18 protein-coding genes are annotated in these 26370 nt (G+C 48.5%); 17 read left to right on the plus strand and 1 reads right to left on the minus strand.

All coding sequences use genetic code 11. From position 1 onward, the window contains the following. Positions 1–597 precede the first annotated feature (597 nt). The 16 genes from HGH90_RS10680 (at position 598) to HGH90_RS10755 (ending at position 23101) form a co-directional block, all read left to right on the plus strand. A complete protein-coding gene (locus tag HGH90_RS10680; RefSeq protein WP_169191055.1) occupies positions 598–3723 on the plus strand; it encodes a SusC/RagA family TonB-linked outer membrane protein in 3126 nt (1041 codons plus the stop codon). A gap of 22 nt (positions 3724–3745) precedes the next feature. After that, on the plus strand, positions 3746–5452 hold the full coding sequence (locus HGH90_RS10685) for a RagB/SusD family nutrient uptake outer membrane protein (protein ID WP_211093140.1): 1707 nt from the start codon (positions 3746–3748) through the stop codon (positions 5450–5452). Positions 5453–5621: 169 nt separating this feature from the next. Continuing rightward, entirely contained in the window at positions 5622–7793 is a 2172-nt protein-coding gene (locus HGH90_RS10690; protein ID WP_169191056.1) for a TonB-dependent receptor domain-containing protein, read from the plus strand. Positions 7794–7883: 90 nt separating this feature from the next. Continuing rightward, entirely contained in the window at positions 7884–8465 is a 582-nt protein-coding gene (locus tag HGH90_RS10695; protein ID WP_168767425.1) for a Crp/Fnr family transcriptional regulator, read from the plus strand. Between the two features lie 82 nt (positions 8466–8547). Next, positions 8548–9303, plus strand: a complete 756-nt coding sequence (locus HGH90_RS10700; protein ID WP_169191057.1) for a hypothetical protein — start codon at positions 8548–8550, stop codon at positions 9301–9303. 219 nt (positions 9304–9522) lie between these two features. Continuing rightward, a complete protein-coding gene (locus HGH90_RS10705) occupies positions 9523–10221 on the plus strand; it encodes a FadR/GntR family transcriptional regulator (RefSeq protein WP_248276995.1) in 699 nt (232 codons plus the stop codon). Positions 10222–10468: 247 nt separating this feature from the next. Further along, positions 10469–13819 carry a SusC/RagA family TonB-linked outer membrane protein gene (locus HGH90_RS10710; protein WP_169191058.1) on the plus strand — a complete coding sequence of 1117 codons (3351 nt, stop codon included), beginning with the start codon at positions 10469–10471 and terminating at the stop codon, positions 13817–13819. A gap of 30 nt (positions 13820–13849) precedes the next feature. Continuing rightward, positions 13850–15316, plus strand: a complete 1467-nt coding sequence (locus tag HGH90_RS10715) for a RagB/SusD family nutrient uptake outer membrane protein (protein ID WP_169191059.1) — start codon at positions 13850–13852, stop codon at positions 15314–15316. A 16-nt stretch (positions 15317–15332) separates the two neighbouring features. After that, complete coding sequence (locus HGH90_RS10720) at positions 15333–16502, plus strand: sialidase family protein (RefSeq protein WP_169191060.1); 1170 nt, start codon at positions 15333–15335, stop codon at positions 16500–16502. Between the two features lie 9 nt (positions 16503–16511). Next, positions 16512–17429, plus strand: a complete 918-nt coding sequence (locus HGH90_RS10725) for a dihydrodipicolinate synthase family protein (RefSeq protein ID WP_168767420.1) — start codon at positions 16512–16514, stop codon at positions 17427–17429. A gap of 51 nt (positions 17430–17480) precedes the next feature. Beyond that, positions 17481–18554: a kelch repeat-containing protein gene (locus HGH90_RS10730; RefSeq protein WP_247680051.1), complete on the plus strand. Its 1074-nt coding sequence runs from the start codon at positions 17481–17483 to the stop codon at positions 18552–18554. Positions 18555–18580: 26 nt separating this feature from the next. Beyond that, positions 18581–19804 carry an MFS transporter gene (locus HGH90_RS10735; protein ID WP_168767418.1) on the plus strand — a complete coding sequence of 408 codons (1224 nt, stop codon included), beginning with the start codon at positions 18581–18583 and terminating at the stop codon, positions 19802–19804. A gap of 192 nt (positions 19805–19996) precedes the next feature. Beyond that, positions 19997–20143, plus strand: a complete 147-nt coding sequence (locus tag HGH90_RS10740; protein WP_168767417.1) for a hypothetical protein — start codon at positions 19997–19999, stop codon at positions 20141–20143. Positions 20144–20291: 148 nt separating this feature from the next. After that, positions 20292–21134, plus strand: a complete 843-nt coding sequence (locus tag HGH90_RS10745) for an NEW3 domain-containing protein (RefSeq protein WP_169191061.1) — start codon at positions 20292–20294, stop codon at positions 21132–21134. 6 nt (positions 21135–21140) lie between these two features. Continuing rightward, positions 21141–22118, plus strand: coding sequence for an ABC transporter ATP-binding protein (locus tag HGH90_RS10750; RefSeq protein ID WP_169191062.1), 978 nt, complete (start codon positions 21141–21143; stop codon positions 22116–22118). After that, complete coding sequence (locus HGH90_RS10755) at positions 22103–23101, plus strand: ABC transporter permease (RefSeq protein ID WP_247680050.1); 999 nt, start codon at positions 22103–22105, stop codon at positions 23099–23101. Before HGH90_RS10750 ends, HGH90_RS10755 begins: the two co-directional genes overlap by 16 nt. A 77-nt stretch (positions 23102–23178) precedes the next feature. Here HGH90_RS10755 and HGH90_RS10760 read toward each other — a convergent pair whose 3' ends face one another. Further along, entirely contained in the window at positions 23179–24819 is a 1641-nt protein-coding gene (locus HGH90_RS10760) for an FAD-dependent oxidoreductase (protein WP_169191063.1), read from the minus strand. 204 nt (positions 24820–25023) lie between these two features. Here HGH90_RS10760 and HGH90_RS10765 point away from each other — a divergent pair, with 204 nt between their 5' ends. Beyond that, positions 25024–26367: a hypothetical protein gene (locus HGH90_RS10765; RefSeq protein WP_211172619.1), complete on the plus strand. Its 1344-nt coding sequence runs from the start codon at positions 25024–25026 to the stop codon at positions 26365–26367. Positions 26368–26370: the final 3 nt, after the last annotated feature.

Consider the following 26370-nt stretch of genomic DNA (forward strand, 5'->3'; position numbering starts at 1 on the left):
AAATACTTATCGATCAATTACTAGTACTATTTTACCGATAGCCGGAATTTACCACCACCGATACTATTTTTTATCTAAATTTCTATTGCCCTTTTAAAACTATAGGTGAACGCTCTAATCAACCAAATAATTCCATGTGTAGAAAATATTCCCAGATGATCATGTTTTTATTTGCTGCGCGTGCGCAGACACTATTTTCGTTATTAATAAAAAATAGAGAGAGGGTATGGACGTTTTTTTTGAATATAAATGCAAACGTTTGCATGATATGACGACGTAGTAACGAAACGAACCTTACATACTAACAGGAATTTCCGGATCTATGAAGACTAGCCATAACCGGGAGCGGATACGTATTACCTATAACCACGCATTTTTTCATCTTAAAACAAATCGTATGAAAAGAAGTATAGCATCAAAATAACACTTTTAAGATTAATGCAATCCATTGCATTATTAATAAGCGTAGCAAGCTTCCACATCAACCTGATACAAACACACGTTAAGAAAAACTTTAGCACCTATAAAAAAACAAGGAAAGCATCATCCGTATGCGCTTGTTTACAACCAACATCTATCACTAATAAAACACGTTTTATGGGAGGAATTGTAAAATTTACGATTGCGACAATGCTCGCCATTTGTTCTGCACTTACGCTATCCTATGGGCAGCAAAATACCGGCAATGTTAGCGGTACAGTAAAGGAACCCGGAGGAGCGCCACTACCCGGTGCATCTATTGAAGCTGTATCCAACGGCAATCGCGTGAAAGTTGCGATCTCCGACGGCGCGGGAAAATTTGTCTTTACCAACTTACCCGTTGGCAACTATACTTTCAAATTGAGCATGATTGGTTATGATACCAAATCATTTACCGGGTATAAGATCGCCTCCGGCCAAAATCCTGATATCTCTTTTGCACTGTCCTCCACAGTCAGTGAGCTAAGCAGCGTAGTAGTAATTGGATACGGTACCAGGAAAAGACAGGATGTTACGGGCGCCATCGCCAAAGCAGATTTACAGGTACAAAAACAATCACCCAACGCGAATGTAATGTCTTCTTTGAGAGGCACCGTTCCGGGACTCACAGTAGGGCAGGTGACAAAAGCCGGCAGCGATCCTGTATTGATGGTACGGGGAAGGAACTCTATCTCCGGCACCACATCCCCGCTTATTGTGGTAGACGGATTGATATACAGAGGACCTATCACCTCCATCAGTCCATCTGATATTGCCAGTATCGACCTGTTAAAAGATGCCAGCGCCGCCGCAGTATATGGCTCCCAGGCTTCCAATGGGGTAGTGCTGATTACCACCAAAAGCGGCGCCGGCGGAGTAGACAAGATCAGCGTAGATTACAGCGGCTCTTATTCCATACAGGAAATGACCCAAAAAGATATGCGGCCGGCATCCGGTGCCCAATATATTCAGAAGCTGGGCGACTGGTACCTCTCAGAAAGCAGGGATCCCAACGACATGACTAAAATGAATCCCAGTTGGGATCCTACCACCAAACTCGGCAGCGTGGAAGCAGATAACTATAAAAACGGCTATGAGGCCAACTGGTGGGATTTAATGACCAATCCCCGGCCCAGAATCCAGAACCACAACATCGGACTGAGTGGAAGATCAAAAAAGATCCGATTTTACCTGGGCTACGGGTACTTCGACCAGGTGAACCTCATCAAAAATGATAATTACCGGAGAAACAGCATACGCATTAACCTCGAAGCCAAACCGGCAGACTGGCTCACCGTAGGCGCCCAAACAGGACTTTCTATCAATGATTACAGCGGCGTTTCGCCTAACTTCTCTGATATCATGTTCCTGAAGCCTTACACCTTACCCTTCGACCCCAAGACCGGCAAAATGCTGGAGTTTTACGCTCAAACCACTACCCCTACGGCACTGGAAATACTCCGGAGATCAAAAGACCTGGAACGGAACCTGAACATGATCGGGAACTTTTTCGTGAGCGTGGATATTCCCTATGTAAAAGGACTGAATTACCGCATTAACTTCGGGAACAATTACATCTATAGCAATAGGTTTAACTATGATGCCCCCAATGTGGAAGCCACTGCCTATAAGACATACATGACAGATTATTTTCTGACGATAGATAATATTCTCACCTACAAAAGAGATTTCGGAAAACACGGCGTAGATCTTACCCTGTTGTATGGTGCGGAAAAGAACAAACATGATGGTACCAGCACATCAGCCGGCGGCATCACTAATGGCGTATTATATTACAACAGGCTGGATGTGGGAGATCCTTCAAGGCTAACAGTATCCAACGACGGATCTATCCTACCCTGGCAGGAACAGGCACTCTATCAGATGGCACGGCTTTCCTATTCATTTGATAAAAAATATATCCTGACCGGTACCGTAAGAAGAGATGGATTTTCTGGTTTCTCTGCCACCAACAAATGGGCCGTTTTTCCATCGCTGGCCTTCGCCTGGCGTTTAAAGGAAGAAAGCTTCCTTAAATCAGTAGATGCTGTGAACGATTTGAAACTACGGCTATCATACGGTTCAACCGGTAACAGAACTGTTGGCCGTTATCAAACACTCTCCCAAATGAACGTAGGGTTATCGAATGGCTATTTATACGGCACCTCCGGTGGCGCGCAACTCGGTTCCTACCTGAGCCAGCTACCTAATACCAACCTGAAATGGGAAACTACCCATTCCTTTAATACCGGGGTAGATTTTACACTATTCAATAACCGGTTATTTGGTTCGTTGGACCTGTATTTCTCCAACTCAGAAAACCTGTTGAATACCAGGGCTACGCCCACCATCACCGGCTTCAACAGCTTCCTGATCAATATCGGGAAAATACAGAACAGGGGACAGGAATTAAATATTACAGGCGTGCCGGTAACTACAAAGAACTTCAAATGGGAGGTAACGGCTAACTTCTTCAGAAACCGGAACAAAGTACTCGATATCGACGGCACAAAAGCTAACCTGATCAACGGTGGAGACCCCATATTAAGTTACTTCATTGGTCAACCTTATGGCGTCGTATATGACTATAAAATCACCGGCATGTACCAGCTCGGCGAAGTAATTCCTACCAGTCTCGCTGCCCAGGGTTTCAAAGCAGGTCAGTACAAAATAGAGGACGTGAATGGCGATGGGCAGATTACCACAGCAGACAAACAAATATTGGGCAGATTAGATCCTTCCTATAGCCTGGGTATTTCCAACAATTTTCAATACAAATCCTTTCAGTTAAAACTCTTTATCAACACCATCCAGGGCGGCAAAAACGGTTACCTGGGAGCGCCGGGCATCATGCTGCAAAATCCGGACAATATCCGGAATAACAACGGGTTTGTTTACGACTACTGGACACCCAACAATCCCAATGCCCGGTACAGAAGTATAGCCGCATATGTGGCTACACTCGGTGAAAACTTCGGACCTTATCTATCCAGGAGCTTTATCCGGCTACAGGATGTAACGCTTACCTATAGCCTGCCAAAAGGTATACTGAGTCGGTTAAAAGTAGTTAAAGCGGCTAGCATCTATTTGAATGCGCAGAACCTGCTGACCATCACTAAATGGGATGGATGGGATCCGGAATCCAATCCACCGGCCAGTCAGCGGTCATCGCTTGGATTAAGAATACCCGGAGGTTTAGGCCTTGATCAAAACGGGTATCCCGTGATGAAAAATTATTCCCTCGGTGTTAACGTAACATTTTGATGTTTTCCATCCTAAACTTTCAATGATGAAACCAATAACTATTATATACCTGCTTTGCCTCAGCGCCCTGTTCTCTTCCTGCAGTAAGCACTTCCTGGATGAAGAGCCGCTGTCGATCTATACTCCCGATAATTCACTCCAGACGGCTACCCAGTTTCAGCAGGCCACCAACAACCTGTACAATGGACTTAGGAATATCTATATGGGAAATATGAACCTGGATTCCTATTTTGGATTGTACTATGCTACCGACTTCGCATTTAACGGTACCGATTATGATCCTGCTGCAAAGTTGAATGCCTATAAGGCTACCATGGTGCCCACTTATTTTATTCCACAAACCATCTGGACGGCATACTATAAAATCATTACCAATGCTAACCTGATCATCAACCAGGCGACTAAATCCACGCAACTAGCCGATGCCGATAAAAGCAGCTTTCTTGGTCAGGCATTATTCTTCAGGGCTTATGCCTACAAGGTGCTGGCCAATTTATATGGAGGCGTGCCTATAGAGCTGAATCAGCTGGCTGCACCTCGTTACGATTATGTACGCGCAAGCCGCGACTCCGTATACCAGCAATGTAAAACAGACCTGCAACAGGCCATCGGGTTACTGTCCGACATCAACAAGGTACCGGATGGAGCTATAAATAAACAAATCGCCCAACACATGCTGGCAGAAGTGCTGATTTCGTTAAAAGACTATGACGGCGCTATTGCAAGCGCCTCCGAAGTAATTAATTTTTCAGGACTGTCATTAATGACCAACCGGTTTGGAAGAAGAGCCAACTTACCCGGAGACGTTTACAGGGATTTGTTTGAGTACAACAACCAGAACTATAGTACCGGGAATCATGAAGGGTTGCTGGTGATACAATCTACCCTGAATAATTCTTCCTCCGTAGGCGATCAAACCGCATGGGCCGTGGTACCTAGCTTAACAGGCGTAAGAATTGTTGAATCAACTACCAATACCAAAATTCCAATACTGTTCAATTCCAAGTTTGTAGACAGTGTTTCTTCCAATGGTATTGGCTGGATTCGCCCTACGTCTCATTTCTTTTATGAGATATGGACGCCGGGTGATATCCGCAACTCTTCCTATAACATCATCCGGGATATCCGGATCTCCGGCGTACCGGCCAATTCACCCGATTATGGAAAATGGTATGTGAAAGATGGTTATAAAGACAAAGTAAAACCGGCCGATTTCCGCGACACCATTCGTAATTTCTACCCCGTGATCCGGAAAACTTCTCCCTCTGCAGGCGACTTTGTTTCGGTAGCGGGTCCAGCAATCCTTACCAACGTTACCAATCCATTTGGAGGATTTTTGTTAAATGGCGCCTCCCGGCTATTTATGCAGAAGTATGTGGCACGAGTCGCAGAAACCTACCTGTTAAGAGCAGAAGCCTATCTGGGAAAAGGGGCAGTGCAACAGGCAACCGATGATGTGAATGTTATACGCAGCAGGGCGCAAACAACGCCGGCCACTGCAGCGGAAATGAACCTGGACTATATCCTGGATGAGCGCCTGCGGGAATTGTATATGGAAGAGTTCAGGGCAGTAACCCTTACCCGCCTGGGTAAACTATATGAACGGGATAAAAAGTACAATCCGAAGTCGGGGCTCACGATTGAAGCATTTCATAATCTGTGGCCTATCCCATCTACCGAAATAACACAAAATACCGGCGCCGTGCTGGAACAGAACCAAGGGTATTAGTGGATCAGTAATGCTGTTGTAATAGTTCCGATTTGATCTGATGAGGATTGAATCGGAACTGTTGCGTGATATTGCCTGGCAAATAGATCATCCCTATATTTGCTCCCACTGATATGCTGCGCCGTCGGCGCTGCTTATACACCCATAACTGGTTTACATCAACAGCACCATGTTTAAGACACTCAGCACGATATTATTATTAAGCCTGGTCCAGGTATGCCTGGCACAAAATAAGTTCACCGCTTTTATAAAAGAAGCTGATAACAAAGCGCCCCTGCCAGGAGCTACCGCCCTGCTTGCAGGTACCGGCAAAGGTGCTAAGGCAGACCATAATGGGGTTGTTACGATTACGGGTATTCCCAATGGCAGGCAGGTGATTACCTGCAGCTATATCGGATACCAGGAGAGAACCGATACTTTTTCTTTCCCATTATCTTCCGATACCATCACCATTTACCTGGAACGTGCCGGGGAAGAAATGGAGGAAGTGGTCATCTCCTCTACCCGCAGTAATCGGAGTATCCGGGATATACCTACCCGCGTTGAATTTATAGCCGGAGAGGAACTGGAAGAGAAGGGGAACATGAAGCCGGGCGATATACGTATGATGCTCAACGAAAGCACGGGTATTCAAACGCAACAGGTATCTGCCACATCGGCTAATTCCAGTATCCGTATCCAGGGCCTCGATGGCCGGTATACACAACTCCTTAAAGATGGGTTTCCCCTGTATGCAGGCTTTTCCGGCGGCCTGGGACTACTGCAAACACCTCCGCTGGATCTGAAACAAGTGGAGGTGATCAAGGGCGCTGCGTCTACTTTGTACGGTGGTGGCGCCATTGCGGGCCTGGTGAACCTGGTATCAAAAGTTCCCACCGAAGAGCGGGACCTGCGGTTGCTTATCAATGGAACCTCTGCTGGAGGACTGGACCTCAACGGGTTTTATGGCCAGCGGTTCAGCAAAGTGGGCTTGACCGTTTTAGCATCGCGCAATAGCAATAGAGCTTATGATCCATCCCGCACCGGGTTTACTGCCATACCAAAATTTGAACGGTATGTATTCAACCCGAAGCTGTTTGTCTATTTCAGTCCGAAAACACAGATGAGCCTGGGTGTTAACTACGTTACGGAAGACAGGACCGGCGGCGATATCCTGTATATTAAAGGCCGCGGCGATAGTACGCACAGTTACTATGAGAAAAATAAAAGCGACCGCTTCTCCACTCAATTCTCATTCAATCATGATTTCAGACAGGGCAGTAGCATCACCGTTAAAAATTCCGTCAGCAACTTCAAACGAACCATCTCCATTCCGGGTTATACATTTGATGGACAGCAATGGTCTACTTACACAGAAGCCAACTATCATCGGCAACAGGAGAACATGGATTGGATAGCCGGCATTAACGCATATACCGATAATTTTAAAGAACGGCCGACGGATACACTGCCCCAGCGCAATTACCAGCAAAGTACGTTGGGCGCTTTTGTGCAAAATACCTGGAAGGCCAGCGATTGGCTGCAGGTGGAAACAGGCCTGCGTGGCGATTATGTAATCGACTACGGCCTGGTGTTGCTTCCCCGTATTTCTGCCCTGTTTAAGATCTCCCCGGAATGGTCTTCCCGGATAGGTGGGGGGCTGGGTTATAAAACGCCTACTATATTTACGGAAGAAACGGAACGTATACAGTATAAATCCGTACTGCCTGTTGATGCTGGTGTCAATAAGCTGGAGCGGTCTTATGGCGTCAATTTCGACCTGAACTACAAGACATCCCTGTTTGATGATAAAGTGAGTTTCAGTATTAACCAGCTATTCTTTTATACCCGTATCAATCGCCCGCTATTGCTCAGGGTAGCGCCCGGAAATCTCTATCGGTTGGAGAATGTGGAAGGATTTATTGATAGCAAAGGCTGGGAAACGAATGTCAAATTGGGGTATGGCGACTTTAAACTGTTTATCGGCTATACTTTCACCGATGCCCGGTTGAATGATAATGGCATCATCCGCGACAATCCGCTTACGGCGCGTCACCGGCTGAATAATGTACTGATGTATGAAAAGGAAGAAAAGTGGAAAGTAGGGCTGGAAGCCTACTACTACAGCAAGCAGTCGCTTACCGATGGCAACACCGGTAAACCTTACTGGATATGTGGATTTATGGCAGAAAAACTTTGGGAGAAATTTTCCCTGTTCGTGAACTTTGAAAATTATCTCGATACCCGGCAAACCCGTTTTGATACTATCTATACCGGTACTGTAACACATCCGGTGTTCAGGGATATTTACGCCCCGCTGGATGGACTTGTGGTCAACGGCGGGTTGAAATTGAAATTATAGCGGGATATCTGGTGCAGCCTTACTTGCCGTAAATTCAGTATCTTTTATCTATCAATTGAATCCTGGTCGACAGCTAACACACACCCAAAAATGGATAAGGATAATTTAATGCAGTTTGTCCGGAAAATCTTACCCATGAGCCGGGACAAAGCCGAGCAGTTGGTGGAAAAGTTCCAGCCGATGAAAATCGGCAGGAGCGAGTATCTGCTAAAAGCAGGCAAGGTATGCAGCGAAACACATTTTATAGAGAGTGGTACACTCAGGGCTTATACGTACGACCTTGACGGTAATGAGGTGACCACCGCATTTTATTTGAAACATACTTTTGCGGCCGACCTGCTTTCCTTCTTTAAAAGGAATCCTGCAAAGGAGTATATCCAGGCAGTCACCGACTGTGAAACCTGGTACCTGACCTATGAAGATATGCAGGCCAACTTCCACAATATCCCTGAGTTCCGTGAGTACGGCCGGCTGAACATCGTGGAACAGTACAGCCAGTTAAAGGAAAGAATGTTGTCGATGCTACAGGAAACGGCGGAGCAGCGCTATAGCCATTTGATCAGCTCGAACCCGGAAATCTTTCAGGAGGTGCCTTTAAAATATATCGCCTCTTATCTAGGCATCGCGGATACTTCATTGAGCCGGATAAGAAAGGAGTTTGCCAAAAAATAACGACCGCCTGATTTCTTGACATTTGCGAAGTAGAAGCCGGGATATTTGATTTTCCTTTGTCTTATCATTAAAACGATGTCAAATGGAAACTTATGTATCGGCCATGCCGCTTTGGGCCATAGTACTATTTATTGCAGGTTTTCTCTACTCCATTATCTTTATTAGCAAACCGGTGAAACAGGCGGCGCTGAATGCCGGTATGACGCCGCGAAAAGCAAAAAATATCCAGCTCGGTATTATTATCTTCTATGTAGCCTATCTTAGTTATGTGTCGGTATTCGCCCTACTGGGCGTGTTTGATGTGGATGCCATACCGCTTAAAGTAATGGTGTGGGCAGGTTTTCCGCTGATGGCCATCCTGTTTGGTTTTATTGGCAATACCCGGTTATTTAAAATATTGCTTCGCGCCATTACCCTGGAATCGCTCATTGCAGTTCATGTATTCCGGGTCCTTGGTATCTTCTTTATTATGCTATACGGGTATCACCTGCTGCCGCCGAAATTTGCTTTTTCGGCCGACCTAGGGGATCTCATTACGGCTATCTTAGCCTTGCCGGTGGCCAGGATGGTGGCCAATAAACATCCCTGGCGGAAGGCTGCTGTATATGCCTGGAATATTTTTGGTATACTGGATATCGTCAACCTCCTGACAGTGGCTGTTTTGATTGGGGCCAATGGCAACCTCCGGGAAATGACCATCTTCCCGTTTGTTTGGTTTCCGGCTTTTGCGCCGGCTACCATTTTATTTTTGCATACGGTGGTTTTCCGGAAATTATATATGCTCGAGCAGGAGCAGCCTGGATATTTTAACGCCCGTTTAGCGCCTTTGAGGGAATAATGATCTAAAGAAGGACCTTTCCTTGCGAAGGGCATCCCCATCATTGCAGGCATGAACGATTTATAATTCGACTAACCAATACCCTGATCTCCGTGTCAGGGTATTTCGTTTAAATACATTTTATCCCGCCCTTTACCGGAAGCTTCTTTATTTTATTTAAAACGGCCTGCTTTTGAAAATCTCCCCAATTATGTAAATTTGTTCAATTGTAGTACAAAAATGAAATCAATGGTCAACGGTATTAAGCCGATCGCTTCCAGATCCATGGCGGAAAGGGTAGAAGCCAGTCTGCGTGAATATTTTGCAAAGGAAAATTTTAAGCCGGGCGATCCCCTGCCAACGGAGCTGGAATTGGCTGCAGCGCTGGGCGTTAGCCGGAATGTGGTACGGGAGGCGCTCAGCCGGTTTAAAATGCTGGGAATCATTGAAACAAAGAAAAAGACCGGCATGGTCATCTCAAATCCGGATATCGTGGGCACTTTTGAAAAGGTGCTGACACCCGAGATCATGGACGAATCTACGTTACAGGACCTGTTTGAATTACGGCTGGTGCTGGAAATGGGTATTGCCGATTTACTGTTTCTCCGTAAAACACCGGCCGACCTGGATGAACTGGATGAGATCGTGGCACGGGAAGTGAAGGACAAGAACTTCCGTATCGGCAATGAAATTGCCTTCCATGGTAAGTTATATGAAATGACAGGGAATGAAACGATGAAACGTTTTCAGAATCTTCTGTTGCCGGTTTTCGGCTACGTGATGAAATTGGAAAATAGGAAAGGCGTTTCGGGCAAGGTTTCTCACCAGGACCTGGTTAAAATACTACGCAAAGGCACCGTGAAGGACTTCAAGGAAGGAATGCAGGCGCACCTGCAGCCGCACCTCGACCGGTTGCAACAGCAGAAAAGCAAACGCTGAGTTCTCGTGCTATAAACGATATTGACAGCGGCGCAAGAAGCGCCGCTTTTTTTTGCTCCGAAAATTTCTCCCGAAATATTTTGAAATCAAAAAACAATTCCTACATTTATTATGTAGAACATAACTACTAATACTATTTTTACGTTATGAATTAACTGGGATTCCACGTTCAGGAATAATGCGCGTCTGCGCATATCTGTTCCTGTGGTGAAAAAAGGACCTATACATCACATTTAAACTCGCGCAAATGAGGTTATTAAAACTTTGTTGCTGCCTCCTGTTATTATCGGGGGTAAAGGAAAGCTTTGGCCAGAATGGCGGATTTACTGTTACAGGATCCGTAAAAGATGCTACCACGCACGAACCGCTTATAGGAGTAAGCATAGCGGTAAAAGGAAAAACAGGTACAGGGACCGCTACCGGCGCCGATGGCCACTTTACACTACGGTTACCTTCCGGTAACGACACCCTGTTGTTCCGGATGATGAACTATTCCGCCAGGGTGGTACCGGTCAACAACCGGCTGTCCATCGACATTACACTGGCCACATCTTCCTCCCAATTAGGAGAAGTACTGATTGTAGGTTATACGGAACAATCAGTGAAAAAGAATACCGCAGCCATTGCTAAAATGGATGTAGCCGAACTGAAGAACAACCCCAATCCGAATCCCGTGCAGGCCATGCAGGGCAAGGTGGCAGGGGTATCTATACCTATCAACCAGGGACAACCAGGCATCGGCGCAGCCAACATTATTATTCGTGGTGGTACCAAGCCCAATGTGTATGGTGCCGGCCTCGGCAACAACAACGGCGCCCAGCTGGGAAGTGTAGAAGGCACCAATCCACTCGTGGTAATAGATGATGTTTTCCGTACTATCAACGACGTCAACCCCGATGATATCGAATCCCTGCAGGTAATGAAAGATGCGGCTTCCACCGCTATCTATGGCGCCCGGGGCGCCAACGGCGTTATCGTGATAAAAACTAAACGGGGAAAACTGAATACTAAATCCACCGTTACGCTCAATCACCGCACCACCTGGGAAACACAAGCCAGGGATTACGATTACCTCAGTGCAGCCGACTATCTGCGCCTGGCACGTACCACTGTTGCCGCTACCAGCGATGCACTCGACAAGAACAACCTGTTGTATAATGGCGGCTTCTCTGCCGGCACAAAAAAATTTACCCAAAAAGGCCAGTATGGCAAGAGCACCTATCTCACTGCGCTCTACGACAATATTGTACAGGTAGAAGGGCAGGCCTATGTAGATAACCTCCTGGCACACGGTTGGCAAACGATGGACGATCCTATTAACCCGGGAACCAAACTCCTGTTTGCAGATAACCACTACCAGGACATGCTCTGGAACACCGGTATCAGCAACACCGATAACGTAACGCTCAGTGGCGGTACCGATAAAGCCGATTATAATTTTTCTATGGGTTATACCAACCAGAAAGGCGTGTTGGTAGGCACTCGGTACCAACGCTATAATGCACTCGGCAACTTCGGCTACCGTGCATCGGACAACCTCCGCCTCGAATTCATGATCAACTATCAGAACGTGATACCCAATTACGTGGATGCTTATCAGAACGACCTGGTACGCGCTATCCGTATCACGCCATTGATCCGTATTTATAAAGATGACGGCAATCCTGCCCCAGGGGAGCTTTATACCGTGCGTAATCGCTTTCATACGCTGAAATACGACGATACGCGCACCAACACCGAACGACTGGTGAGCCGGGTAGGTGCTGACCTTACCATCATAAAAGGATTACACTGGCGCCCGTCTCTTTCCTATATGCTAGAAGATTACACAGAGCTATTCATGCGCAAGGCCACGCCGTCCGATGAAATCCAGCCGTCTATGCTGCGCTGGAAAGACGACTATACCAACGCCTCCCGGCAGCTGATGCTGGACCAGGTGCTGCAATACGATTTCAACATACATAGTGATCACCACTTCTCCGCGCTGGCCGGGATGAACTTCACCCGCAATACCAACCACGAAAAAGATATGGGTTCCCAGCGGGCGGCTAACGATTACGTATATACGATAGAAGAAGACCCCACCACCATCATAAACGGCCAGGTGGTCAGCAACGTGGTCGACTTCCGCACTGGATTGGGGGAAAGCCGCTCAGCCAGCCTTTTCGGGCAGTTTAGCTACGATTATAAAATGCGTTACCTGCTGGGAGGCTCCCTGCGTTATGACGGGTTTTCCAACTTTGCACCTGGCAATAAATATGCGTTCTTTCCATCTGTTTCTGCCGGTTGGAACATAGACCAGGAACGCTTCTGGCATAGCCGTAAGGTAAGTAGCCTGAAGTTGCGCGGTAGCTGGGGCGCAGCGGGATTAAGCGGTCTTAGCATCGCCGATACTTATGGCGATTACAACCCGGCCAGCTATGCGCTCAACTCAGGCATTGTCCGTGCAGGCCTTTCCAATCCCAGGCTCCGCTGGGAATCTACCGTCACCACCGATATTGCGCTCGATGCAGGATTTTTTAATAATCGCCTGAACCTCTCGCTGGACTATTACAGCAAGCTTACGAAAGACAGGCTGACCACCAAACCGTTGCCTTCGGAGGCGCCGTTCCCCGATATCACTTATAATAACGGCTCCCTGCGCAACCGGGGGATCGAGGTAGCCGTGGGCGGTACTGTCATCAAAACAAAGTCGTTCAGCTGGAACGCCAATTTTACCTTCGCATTCAACAAAACGATCATCACAGATCTACCGGATAATGGTCGCGCTAAAAACCGCCAGGGCGGCGATATCATCTACGACAAAGCCGCGGGTAAAGAAGTGGAAGCCGGTGGCCTCGCAGTAGGGGAACGCCCTTATGCCATCTATGGTTACCATGTGCTGGGCGTATTTGCAACCGATGAAGAAGCAGCCGCCTGGAATGCCAAAATAAAGGACAACCTGGCTTCTCCGCAGGGTATAAAGGTAGGTAAGCGCGGAGGTGACTTTATCTTCGAAGACGTTAACAACGATGGCGTAATTGATACAAAGGACCAGGTATTTATCGGTTACCGTAACCCCGATAAAATGGGCGGTCTCCAGAATACTTTTACCTATAAGGGCATTTCCTTGCGTATTAACATGGACTATGCCCTGGGACATATGATCAGCAATGGTGCATTGGCCCGTTCTATGGGACAAGGCCGCGCTTTCAACGAAGGCGCTCCGGCGCAGGCACTGGCAGACGATGTATGGAAGCAGCAAGGGGATAAAGGTAAAAAGTATGCCCGCTTCTCTTTTGCTGACTATGATTACGGTCAACGGAACTACCTCCGCAATGCCACCCTCGGAAATAACAGTAGTTATAACTCAGATGTATCCGTGATGTATGAAAAAGGAGATTTCCTGGCACTACGTGAGATCACGCTTTCCTATGAGCTGCCCGGCGCTCTCCTCAAACGCATCCGCGTATCCGGACTCAATATTTCCGGAAGCATCTATAACGTAGGATACCTGACTGCTTATAAAGGACTGAATCCAGAGATCTACAGCGGATTTGATCCGGGCGGTTATCCGAGGCCGAGACAATTTTCGCTGGGCGCCAACCTCCGGTTCTGATGCTGTTTCTATCATCTAAAAACTTGACGTATGAAAAAGACGAGCTGTTATATAATTTTCCTGGCATTGCTGCTTAGCAGCTGCGACAAACTGCTGGAAGTAAAGCCACAATCGCAGATTACCGACCAGGTGTTCTTCCGCAATGAAGGGGATTTTGAACCGAATGTAGTAGGCATCTATACAGTGATGCGTAGTATAGCCAACAACGTTACCTATGGTACCGAAAGAAGCGAGGAGCTGATTTCTGCTACCAATTCCCGCTTCACGGTGGCCTGGTCGCAAACACTATCGCCATCCTCCGGAGCAGTTAATTATTCTGAGTGGTATAGGGGTATTGGTCACTGTAATCTCCTGCTGGAGAAGATCCAGGGCTTTGCTTTCGCGGCCAATCCCAACCTGAAAAAGAAGATAGTGGGCGAAACGCTGGCCCTGCGCGCTTATTTTTATTTTCACCTGTTGCGTGTATTTGGTAGCGTGCCCATTGTGCTGGAAGCCATCACAGATGAAAATGTGATCCTGCATAAACGAGCCAGCGCATCAGAAGTGATGGCGCAGGTGCTGAGCGACCTTGATGCCGCTACCGCACAGTTTACGGCGATGACTGATTTTTCGAAAACAAACTATCCTTCTAAATACCGGTTTGCCTATGGCAGTGTGATGGCCATGAAAGCTGATGCTTTGTTATGGAAGGCCAGCGTGGCCGGTGGCGGGCCAGCAGACTTGCAGGCTGCAGTGGCAGCGATCACGGAAGCAGAAAGTACCGGGGTATCACTCCAGCCAGATTTTGCCAAAGTAACCGGTGTGCGGGCTGCTGCTAACAACGAAGTATTGATGGCTGCCTATTACAATAAAGATGAAACACCCGGTGGCAACTATGCGAAGAATGCCTTACCTTTTAAAGACGTACTGGAAGGGGCTATCAACAAGGAACAGATTCCATATGTTAAAAATTCGACCAATGGTCAGGGTGCATACCAGATCAGTCCCTTGTCGAAATCGTTGTTTACCAACCCGGCCGACAAACGTATCCCATATACCTGGATCGCTGATATGTACGCTTCGGGTCCGAAAATCAGCTGGATCACCAAGTACCCGGGAACCGTATATGCAGATGACCGGTATGCCGACAACGACCTGATCATCTATCGCCTGGCGGATCTGTACTTACTGAAGGCGGAAGCCTATGCGGCGCTGGAGGATGTAAACAACAGTAAAAAATACCTGGATAATGTGAAATTAAGGGCCGGTGTGGATGTCTATGCAGGCGATATGACGAAGACAGCGTTGGAGAAAGAGATCCTGAATGAGCGTGGCCGCGAGCTGTTCTTTGAGAACAAACGTTGGTTTGACCTCGTACGCTTTCATAAGGCAGGCATTATTGATGTATACAACTACGTGCCCAATCTGAAGGGTAAAACCACGCCGTTGTTCTGGCCGGTGAATACCACCGTATTAGCTAACAACCCGGAGATGACACAAACAGATGGTTATAAATAATACTAATCACGCTAAGATGAAAATAGTAAAGACCAGGTGCTGCCTTTTGATGATCGCCGCCATTGCTGTGGCAGGCGGCTGCCGCAGTACCCGCACCGCTTCGGCCCATATCATTAATGAGTCGCACGTTGTATTTGAGCCGGACGACCAATACGCGTCCATGAGGATTCCTGCCCTTGTGCTAACGCAGAAGCAAACCCTACTGGCCTTTTGTGAGGCACGGATAGGGACTGCCAGTGATTGGGCAAATATGAACCTGGTGATGCGTCGCAGTACCGACGGCGGAAAGACCTGGAGTGAAATCCATATAATTGATACCTGTCGCACAGGGCCGGCAGGAAATCCCACGCCGATTGTAGATGACAAGGGCGTAGTGCACCTGCTGTACCAGAAAGATTACAAAGACGCGTGGTACATCCGGTCGGAAGATGATGGGAAAAGCTGGTCGCAGCCGGAAAATATCACCGCTGTATACGATCAGTTTAAACCGGCATACAGCTGGAATGTGTTGGCGCCTGGTCCTGGTCATGGTATACAGTTGAGCTCCGGCCGTTTACTGGCAGCTGTTTGGTTGGCCAATTCCCGCAAGCTCACACCAAGGAGAAGTCATGGCCCTTCCTGTGTGGCCACTATCTATAGTGATGATCACGGGAAAACCTGGCACAGCGGTGCTATTGTGGCTGATTCTTCTGCCCGCATGCCCAATCCCAGTGAAAGCCAACCGGTGGAATTGTCCGATCACCGTGTACTGTTAAGTATGCGTAATCCTGCTCCGGTGAAACGCCGCGCATTCAGCGAGAGCAAAGATGGTATCACCGGCTGGAGCCCCGTGCGGTACGAGTCAGCGTTGTTTGACCCCACCTGCATGGCCAGCATCGTGCATGTAAAGGATTGGCGTCCGGAAGGTAAGCCGGCACTGGTTTTTGTTAATCCCGACACCCGGGATATCGAAAAACATCCGCGCGCCAACCTTACCGCCAGCGTATCTTTTGATGATGGTAATACCTGGAACATGCACGAGGTATTGGACAGTGGTCCTGCCGGCTATAGTGATATGGCTGCTGGTCCGGATGGTACGATTTACTGTCTTTATGAAACGAATACTCAACAGAATAAAGGATTCAACTATAGCCTGGTATTAAAGAAATTCAATACGAAGTGGCTGCAGCAAACAAGCAAAAAATAAGTATAACCCATGAGAGTACAAGGATTGATCGCTGCTACGTTCAGCACATTTAATGACGACGGTTCCCTTAACCTTTCGCTGGTACCAGCACTTGTCGATACCCTGGTTAACCAGGGTATCAAAGGTGTATTTATCTGCGGTACCAACGGGGAAGGTCCGAATCTGACTACGGAAGAACGTATGGCTACCGTTGACGCCTATGTGAAGGCCGTAAATAAACGCTGCCTGGTAATGGTACATGTGGGACATGCGTCCATTGCGGAGGCGCGCAGGCTGGCGGCGCATGCGCAACTGGCCGGCGCCGATGCTGTTTCGGCCGTATCTGCATTTTACTTTAAGCCAGGATCGGCCCGTATCATGGTAGATTGTATGGCGGAAATTGCAGCGGCTGCACCATCGCTGCCATTTTATTACTATCATATTCCTGCCATCACCGGGGTGGCGGTAAATCCGTTAGAGTTCCTGCAGTTGGGAGAATCGCGGATACCCAACCTGGCCGGTATTAAGTATACAGCCGCTACACTGCATGAGTACCAGGCCTGCTTAAACTATAAAGACGGTAAGTTCGATATCCTTTTTGGTTATGATGAACTGCTACTGCCGGCGTTGTCGGTAGGGGCAAAGGGAGCGATTGGCAGTACTTACACCTTTGCGGCGCCTTTATACCTGCGGGTCATGGAGCTTTTTAATAAAGGCGATATCGCTGGGGCGAGGGAGCTGCAGTACCAGGCGGTAAAAATGATTCAATGCCTGGGATGGCATTCGCCCATCCCTGCACAAAAGGCCATTATGAAACTGCTGGGCACAGACCTGGGGCCTTGTCGCCTGCCATTGCAGGCACTTGGTAGCACACAGGTGGAGGAAGTTGACAGCTATCTCCAGCAAATTGATTTTGCTAAAGTGTTGGAAAATGTAACCACGGCATAAGCAGAAAGCATGCACAAATATTTTTTTATCATAATGGCTTTATCTTTTTTGATGAACGAAAACTGTAGCAACCCAGGGGCGGGAGCAATGGTGCTCCCGCTACATTGGGATACCCTGCCGCCGATTCCCGACTCTACAGGATTTGCAGGGTCATTTGCCGGCACATCGAATGGCGCGCTGATAGTGGCCGGCGGTAGCAATTTCCCCCATGGTGGGACGCCCTGGAATGGTGGAAAGAAAACTTGGTATGATCATATCTTTATATTGGATAAGCCTGGTGGAAAATGGCGGCTGGCTGGTAAACTGCCACAGCCACTGGGCTATGGGGTTTCCATTTCCGATGGGAAAGGCCTGATCTGTATCGGTGGCAGTAATGCTGATGGACATTATCCCGATGTATTCCGGCTCCGCTGGCAGAACGGGAAGATCGTAACAGATACTTTACCGGGGCTGCCAGTGCCACTGGCTAATACTTGCGGAGCCATAGCCGAAAATCGTATATACGTTGCCGGTGGCCTGCATGCTCCTGCTGACCAGGTTGCGGCGAATGATTTTTATATGCTGGATCTTTCTGGGTCAGATACGCTTTCCCGCTGGCAGCAATTACCGTCCTGGCCCGGCCCGGCGCGCATGCTGGCAGTGGCGGGAACCGACGGCCCCGATTTTTACCTGTTTAGCGGTACTGCACTGGAAAATGGTAACCGAAACTACCTGAGCGATGCGTATCGTTATCAGCCAGACGCAGGGTGGAAGCGGGTGAGCGACTTGCCTGCACCCGTGGTGGCAGCGCCCACGCCCGCCTGGAAAACAGCGGTTCATCAACTCACCATTTTGGGAGGGGATGATGGTAAGCATGCCGCCCAGGCGGCAGCGTTGCGGGAACAGCATCCCGGTTTTTCTGATAAGATCTTGTCTTATAATACCGGGAGAGATCATTGGGAACCACAGGGCCGCATGGCTACGCAGCATAATGCCGACGCGCCGGCAAATCCTAATGGCAGCTACTGGGCGCCGGTTACAACTACGCTGGTCGACTGGAATGGCATGCTGGTATTGCCGGGAGGAGAGGTAAGGCCAGGCACCAGGACACCACACGTGTTAACAGCTACCAAAATATTACGCTGATATAAGTCAACAAACAATCAAAGGTTATGAAGAACGGTAAGTATTATCCATGGATTGTAGTGGCATTATTGTGGTTTGTAGCATTACTGAATTATCTCGACAGACAGATGCTGGCCACTATGCGGCCGGCCATCCAGCAGCAGCTGCCAGCGCTGGAAAGCGCTACCAACTTCGGTAGGCTGATGGCGATCTTCCTGTGGATCTACGGATTGATGTCGCCCGTGTCAGGTATCATTGCCGACAGGGTCAACAGGAAATTCCTCATTGTAGGCAGTTTGTTCGTATGGTCAGCCGTTACTTTGATGATGGGATATGCTACCAGTTTCGACCAGCTGTATTGGCTGAGGGCCGTCATGGGAATCAGCGAGGCGCTATATATTCCCGCCGGACTTTCACTGATTGCTGACTATCACAGTACGCGGACACGGTCGCTGGCGGTGGGTATTCATATGACCGGACTATATATGGGGCAGGCGTTGGGAGGCTTTGGGGCTACTATTGCCGCCGCATTTTCCTGGCAGCAAACATTCCATTGGTTTGGCCTGATCGGCATCGCCTATTCACTGGTGCTGATCCTGTTCCTCCGCGAACACCGGCCAGCAGCGGACCCTGAAACGCCCGGCCAAAAAACGCCGTTCTTCCGTGGTATAAAAGGCGTATTGTCGCTCCTGCCTTTCTGGATTATCTTCCTGTATTTTTCCATTCCAAGCATCCCGGGATGGGCCATTAAAAATTGGCTGCCCACACTATTCTCCGGATCATTAGAGGTGCCCATGAGTGAAGCCGGGCCACTGGCCACTATTTCTACTGCGATTTCCTGTTTTATCGGTGTGGTAATAGGCGGGCCATTGTCGGACCGCTGGGTGCAGCACAACCTGAAGGGCCGCATTTATACCAGTGCTATAGGTTTGAGCCTTACTGTGCCGGCGTTGCTGTTCCTCGGCCTGGGCAATGCCCCGGTTTTCCTGGTCGCCGCAGCCTTTTGTTTCGGCGTTGGCTTTGGCATGTTCGACGCCAACAATATGCCCATCCTCTGCCAGTTTGTGCCTCCCAAGAGCAGGGCCACCGCCTATGGGCTCATGAACATGGGAGGCGTATTTTCCGGAGCAGTGATCACCGATTTCCTGGGACGTTCCTCCGATGCAGGACATTTAGCGCGCGATTTTGCATTAATATCGCTGGTTATCGTGGCCGCCATTGTAATGTTGTTATTATGTCTGACACCTCGTACAAGTGACTGTAAAGAATAGCAACGCGGCGTACCGCCCTGCCATCAAGAGCTGTGTGGTTTTAACATTATTATAACAATTGAACATTTAACTTTCGCTTATCGCTGTTGTCAGAAAATTTTGGTGTTGAAAAACATCCGTAAGAACACCACCATACACAGCAAGGTATTTTTCTATTTGATCTTGTTTTTAATCAATTCAATTTCATTTAGCATGATGAGCATCTTTAAAAGCAAAAAGACAGTCGTACAAAAGTCAACAGGCATCAAGGCCACCTTTCTTACCAGAACAATTCCCAACACGATTAAAGTACAATCGCTGCATGCCTTCCTCTCTCAAAAGGACGGGCCGTCTGTTTAGCTAACTTCCTGCACCTAATATTCCGATATCGTTGTTTTAGCATTGCTGAAGCAACCTGGTATATGATATGGCTATTCCCTCAGCGCGGGAGCAGTTTACGGCATTTTATTTTTCACCACCTAAATATTTTAATTGTCAACTTTTCACTATGTCAGTGTTATTTAATGATCTGAGAGTTTATGCTATTGCTTTTTGTTGTTTTTCTTTCTTCGCATTTATGGCGCCGGCTCATGCCCAGAGGCCTGCTGGTAAAGCGAAATCCGCGTTTACGGTTAGGTTGATCAACATCGCATCTACCGCTAAAGAGCCGTTCCGGTACAATGGTAGCCTGTATAACGGTAGCGGACATACGCAGATTTATGAATTAGTGGCAGCTGCTCCGGAAGGCTGGACGGCCTTATTCCGTACGGAAGGCAGCCAGATAGCCGGGCTGAGAATGGATTCCGGCAGAACGCAGGATATTTCCATCGAAATTGCTGCTGCACCAGCAGTGAAGCCAGGAAAATATACCATCCCGGTGGCAGCAGTTACAGCAGGAGATACCCTGCACGTTGACCTGGAAGCCGTGGTAACCGGCAGCTATGGGGTTGAATTAACCACGCCGTCCGGCCGGCTGAGCGACGATATCACGGAAGGCCGCAACAAACAGATTCAATTAACCGTCAGGAATACCGGCACCTTACCACTGGAAGGACTGGAGCTGTCGGCACAGGCGCCCACTATGTGGAGCGCCACCTTTGAACCCGCCAAAATAGACAGGTTGGAGCCGGGAAAAGAACAAAATGTTACGGCAAGGCTGCAGGTGCCTGATAAAACAATTGCGGGTGACTATGTGACCAATTTCACCGTTAAGAATAATAATGTGAACAGTAACGCCACTTTCCGGATGACGGTGAAAACGTCTCCACTGGCGGGCTGGATAGGTATCGCGGTGATCCTGTTGTCGCTCGGAATCGTGTATTACCTGATTCGTAAATATGGAAGGAGATAACGTGTTATGGAAAATCCCATTATTGAACTGCATGGATTGACAAAATACTACGGTACTGTAAAAGCGGTAGACAACCTTTCGCTGAAAATTGGTAAGGGGGAAATATTTGGATTGCTGGGACCCAACGGCGCCGGAAAAACCACCACCATACTGATGATGTTGGGCCTGGCAGAACCGTCGGACGGGCAGGCCGTGGTTTGTGGCATTAATGCTACCCGAAACCCGATTGGCGTCAGGCGTAAAGTCGGGTACCTGCCTGATAGTGCAGGGTTCTATGATAATATGTCTGCTCTTGATAACCTGATGTACATTGGTCGTCTCAACGGCATCCCGGAAAAGGAAATTGTATCACGCGCCAGGAGCACCATGGAAATGGTCGGACTGGGAGGGGAAATGCACAAAAAGGCAGGAGCCTATTCCCGTGGTATGAAACAGCGGCTCGGTTTGGCTGACCTCTTGATCCGGAAACCAGCGGTGATGATACTGGATGAACCTACCCTGGGTATAGATCCCAGCGGGATAAGGGATTTCCTCCACTTGATACGGCAGCTCAGCCGGCAAGAAGAATTGACCGTGATCCTGTCGTCGCATCACCTACACCAGATGCAGCAAATCTGCGATCGTGTAGGCATATTCGTAGAAGGCCGGTTGCTGGCGGAAGGAAACATGGAAACCTTATCACGCAGCTTGTTTGGGAAGGACTCCTTCGCGGTGGAGATTACCGTCAGGGAATCTTTACCGGCCGCGGAAGAACTGGAGCAACAACTGCTACAACTGAGCGGCGTTACCGGCGTCGGGATAAACGCTACTACCGTGGCGTTGTCGTGCCACACCGACATTACCCCCGATATTGTACGGCTCTTTGTACAAAATGGGTTGGATGTAACCGGAGTACACAAAAAAGAATATGGATTGGATGAAATCTATCATCGTTTTTTTGAGCATAACGTTAAAAAAGAAAGCTTTCAATGGCAGGTTCACTAGCTTACTTCAATAATTTTTTGTCAAAGCAACCCGCGTTAAGTTCCTTCGGGGTAATGGTACGCAAGGAAGTGGGAGACCATATCCGCAGCTGGCGGTTTATTGTGATGCTCCTGCTCATCCTCTTTACGTTTGCGGGAACAATGTATGTATCCCTGAGCAATCTGGGGCAGGTGGCGCGTAATTACAATGATCCTGATCACGATTTTATCTACCTGAAATTACTAACCACTTCAGATAATTCGTTGCCCACCTTTCATATCTTTATCAGCTTCCTGGGCCCCTTGCTGGGAATAGCGCTGGGCTTCGATGCCATCAATGCGGAGAAGAATAATGGCACGTTAGTTCGCCTGCTGGCGCAACCGGTTTACCGCGATAGCCTTTTGCTGGCGAAATTTTATGCAGCCCTGCTCATCGTAGGAACACTTTTCTTAAGCCTGGTATTGCTCATGATCGGCGCAGGGCTAATCCTTACCGGCGTTCCCATGGAGGCAACGGAACTCTATCGTATACTCACCTTTGTGGTGTTGAGTGTTGTATACGTAGGCTTCTGGTTAAGCCTCTCTATCTGCCTGTCTGTCGCTTTCCGGCATGCTGCTACTTCTGCTATTACTGCTATTGGCATATGGTTGTTTTTCACGGTCTTCTACCAGATCATTGTCAATATGATAGTCAGGGCAATATTGCCCGACCCGGCATCATTACAAACGGAGCAGGTAATTGCTTACAATAACCTGCTATTATCATTGCTACGGGTGGCGCCGAGCCAGCTGTATACAGATGCGGCCACCACGTTGCTGATGCCATCTGTAAGAAGCCTGGGGCCTTTAACGATGGAGCAAATGGCGGGAGCCATTCCTACTCCTTTACCTTTTAAAGAAAGCCTGATGATCGTATGGCCACAGGTGACTGGCCTTGTGGCGGCATCTACCGTTTGTTTTGCGGCCGCATATTATTTGTTTATGCGCAGAGAAATCAGGACCTGACAGGAACACTATCTCCGGCGCATCATAAAAGGTCGACAGTCCCGGCTGCCGACCTTTTTACTAACCCATACCTTGGTTTACGACAGTAAAGCGGCTATCGGGAGGGATTTTTCCGGATTTCCCCTCCAGGCAACAAACCCATCCGGCCTCACCAGCAGGGCATCACCGGGCACGGTGCCGGTAGTTGCTTCCCATTGTGGTATCAAATCACCGGCTAACGGGTACACCTGCACGAAAAGATCATGCTCATCTAATGCCGCCTGCCAGGGTGTAGCATCGCCATGCACAAACAATGTGAATTGACCCTTTAGCAAGTCGAGAGTAGATATGGTGCGGGCAGCATCCACCCACAGGTGTGGTACCCGGGTACCGGGAAGGCCATAGAAAACTTTATCTGGCGGAAGGAGGGGGCATTCGGAAATCACTTTCACAGGATATTGATAGTCGGGAATACCGATCAACGTTCTAACATTTTGGGTAACCTCCATACCTTTCTGTGCTTCGGAGGTTGTTGCTTTTGAAGTTTTCAGCAGTCCTGCCGGTTGCCGTAGCATGATTTCCTGGTCTTTTAGTATTCCCTGCTCATCGGCCAGGGTAGCTGAACGGAGGGTGTTGAATAATCCTATGGGTTGTCTTTCGGTGGTATATGATGCCAACAGGGAAGGGGTGGCATGCCCTTTTAACACAGCGGCCATCTTCCAGGCAAGGTTTTGCGCGTCCTGAATGCCGGTATTGGCGCCTTTGCCGCCATAGGGCGTCATCACATGGGCGGCATCGCCTGCCAGGAAAATGCGGCCGCATTGCATCGTGTCGGTCACGCGGGCGGTCATCTCCCAGGGCAACACACTGATAATTTGTATGGGGAGTTCCGGCATACCTAAAGCAGCGTGCAATAGGTCCAGTAGTCGCGTCGGGGTGTAATCAGCTGCTTTTTCGCCTTTATCAGGATAGTAGCGCAGTTGATATGCCCAGCGATCGCTGTTATTGATGGCAGATACAAAACCTGTTAAGCCGGGTGTATCAATGATACAGAGACTGAATTCCCGGTTGCGCACCAGCTCCGCCATGTCAGCTTCAAAGTAGATATTGAGAAAGTGCGCCAATACGCCGGGGCCGGTAGTGGGCAACTGCAGTTGCTGCCGGATAGGGCTATTGGCGCCGTCGGCTCCTATGAGATAGTCAGCTGTAACGGTAGTGGTGGCGCCGGTTTCCCGGTTGAGCAACACGGCCGTTACCACGTCTCCTTTCTGTGAAAAGGACATCATTTCGGTATAAAACCGCAGGTCGGCGCCCCGTTCTTCTGCCGCTGCCCGCAGTATAGGTTCTGCGAGGTCCTGCGTGCAGCGGGCGCCTGTTTCAGGACTGAGCACCGCCAGGCTTTCCAATCCTTTCAGCTGACTGGGATAAGTGATCTGTCCGTCTTCCCTTGGCTGTATAGGCGCCAGTGCTGCAGCCAGGGTATTGGCGCGCAGTACGCCCCAGGCTGGCCCTAATGCTTTGCCTGCCTCACGCAAACTTTCGCTCAGGCCCAGCTCCCGGAATAACTCCATGGTACGAATATCAAATCCCCGCGCCCTGGGATGGATGGAAGTGCCGCGATGGCGTTCTATCAGCAAAGGCTGGATACCCTGTTGTAAAAGAAATAAAGCGGCGGAAAGACCTGTTATCCCACCACCGGCAATCAATACCGGTACATGCTGTTGCGTGGATGTTGTCATGAATAAAATGTTTAAACAAAAATCCTGTTTAAGCAAGGCGGAGAAGTGCACAAAACGGATAAATAAGTACCATTTTTGAAACGCGCCCCCGGAGGCAGGGGAAATAAATGCAATTTTTTCCGCCGAAAAATAGATATTTGACGCACTAACTGTCAGGCTGGCACCGGACCTGCGATAATCAACCAAACGTCTACGGGGAAAATCATGGATGAAATAAAGGACAGAAGATATATTAAAGAAATTATCAGGGAGTATAATGCACGCTTCGCCTCCTGGGGGCCATCGGATTCCTGGGACCTGGATCAGTTTAAGACACTGGAAAATATGATATTCGAGCTGACCAACACCATGGTCAGTGCCAATACACTCAAAAGATTCTTTCAGCAACGCACCGGCAACCCACAGTTGGCCACAAGGGACGTGTTATGCCGCTTGTTGGGCTATACTGGTTATATCGATTTTGTAATGAAAAAGACGCAGAAAGAGGAGCCTCAGGCTGCGTCTACAGATATCGCGGATAAGCCCATTCTTCTTCCGGAGACTGTACAAGCCCCACAGGAAACGCCGGCAGCGCCAGTGAAACCTAAAAGCCGCCGGCTCATTTATTTCTTAATAGCGCTGCTGCTCATTGGTGGCGCCTTGCTGTATACGCTAAAGATCAGTGATAGCTATACAAAATACCAACTCTCAAAAATAGCGTTCGCCGCCTCGGACACCAAAGGCATGAATCCCCTCACGGTCACCTTCTCCTACGATATTCCGTCCGGACTATTAGATGATATCCAGTTGATTTTTGAGGAACCTAATGGCGATACCCTGAGTAAAAAGCTTTCCAGGCCTGTGGGCCAGGTAAACGCTACTTATATTTTTGAGGGAGATGGATTCTGTCACCTGCAGTATAAAGGAAAAACATTTAAGACCATTGGGATCGAGATCCGCAAACCAGGTTGGTCGGTGTTTACGAGGAATGAACGAAAAAGCATTTTCAGAACGGCGCCCATACGCCAGGCTTACCATAAAGACGGGTATGTAAGTATGCCCCTCGACAGCGTAGTGCCGGAAGCGCGTCTGAATCATCTTTTTGTGAGCTATGTATTTTATAAAGAACAACTGGTAAATGGTGATAATTTTATGCTGGAAGCCAGGGTGCGTAATTCCGCTCTGGAAAATGCTATCCCCCGTTCGGATGTAATGCTCTATATCCTGTCGGATAGCGGGCGGCATGGTTTTGCCCTCAATGAAGCCGGCTATGCCTATATTAAATTCATCAGCGGAGAAAAGACCATTATGGGAGATGAATATAACCTGAGTGGCCTCAACTTCAACGCTTCTGAATGGCATGTTATGGGCATCCGGGTAGAAAATAAAAAATCCGCTTTCTACCTCGATGGAAAGCGGATTTGGAATATAGACTATAACAAACCGATAGGCGAGGCCAATGAAATCATATTGCGCTTCAAAGGATGTGGTGCGGTAGACTATGTAAAGCTGAGCAAACTCGATGGCCAGGTTGTTTACCAGCAGGATTTCAATGAACCGCTGCCATAGCCG

The organism is Chitinophaga sp. Ak27, from assembly GCF_012726295.1.
In the GTDB taxonomy this organism is placed as follows: Bacteria; Bacteroidota; Bacteroidia; order Chitinophagales; family Chitinophagaceae; genus Chitinophaga.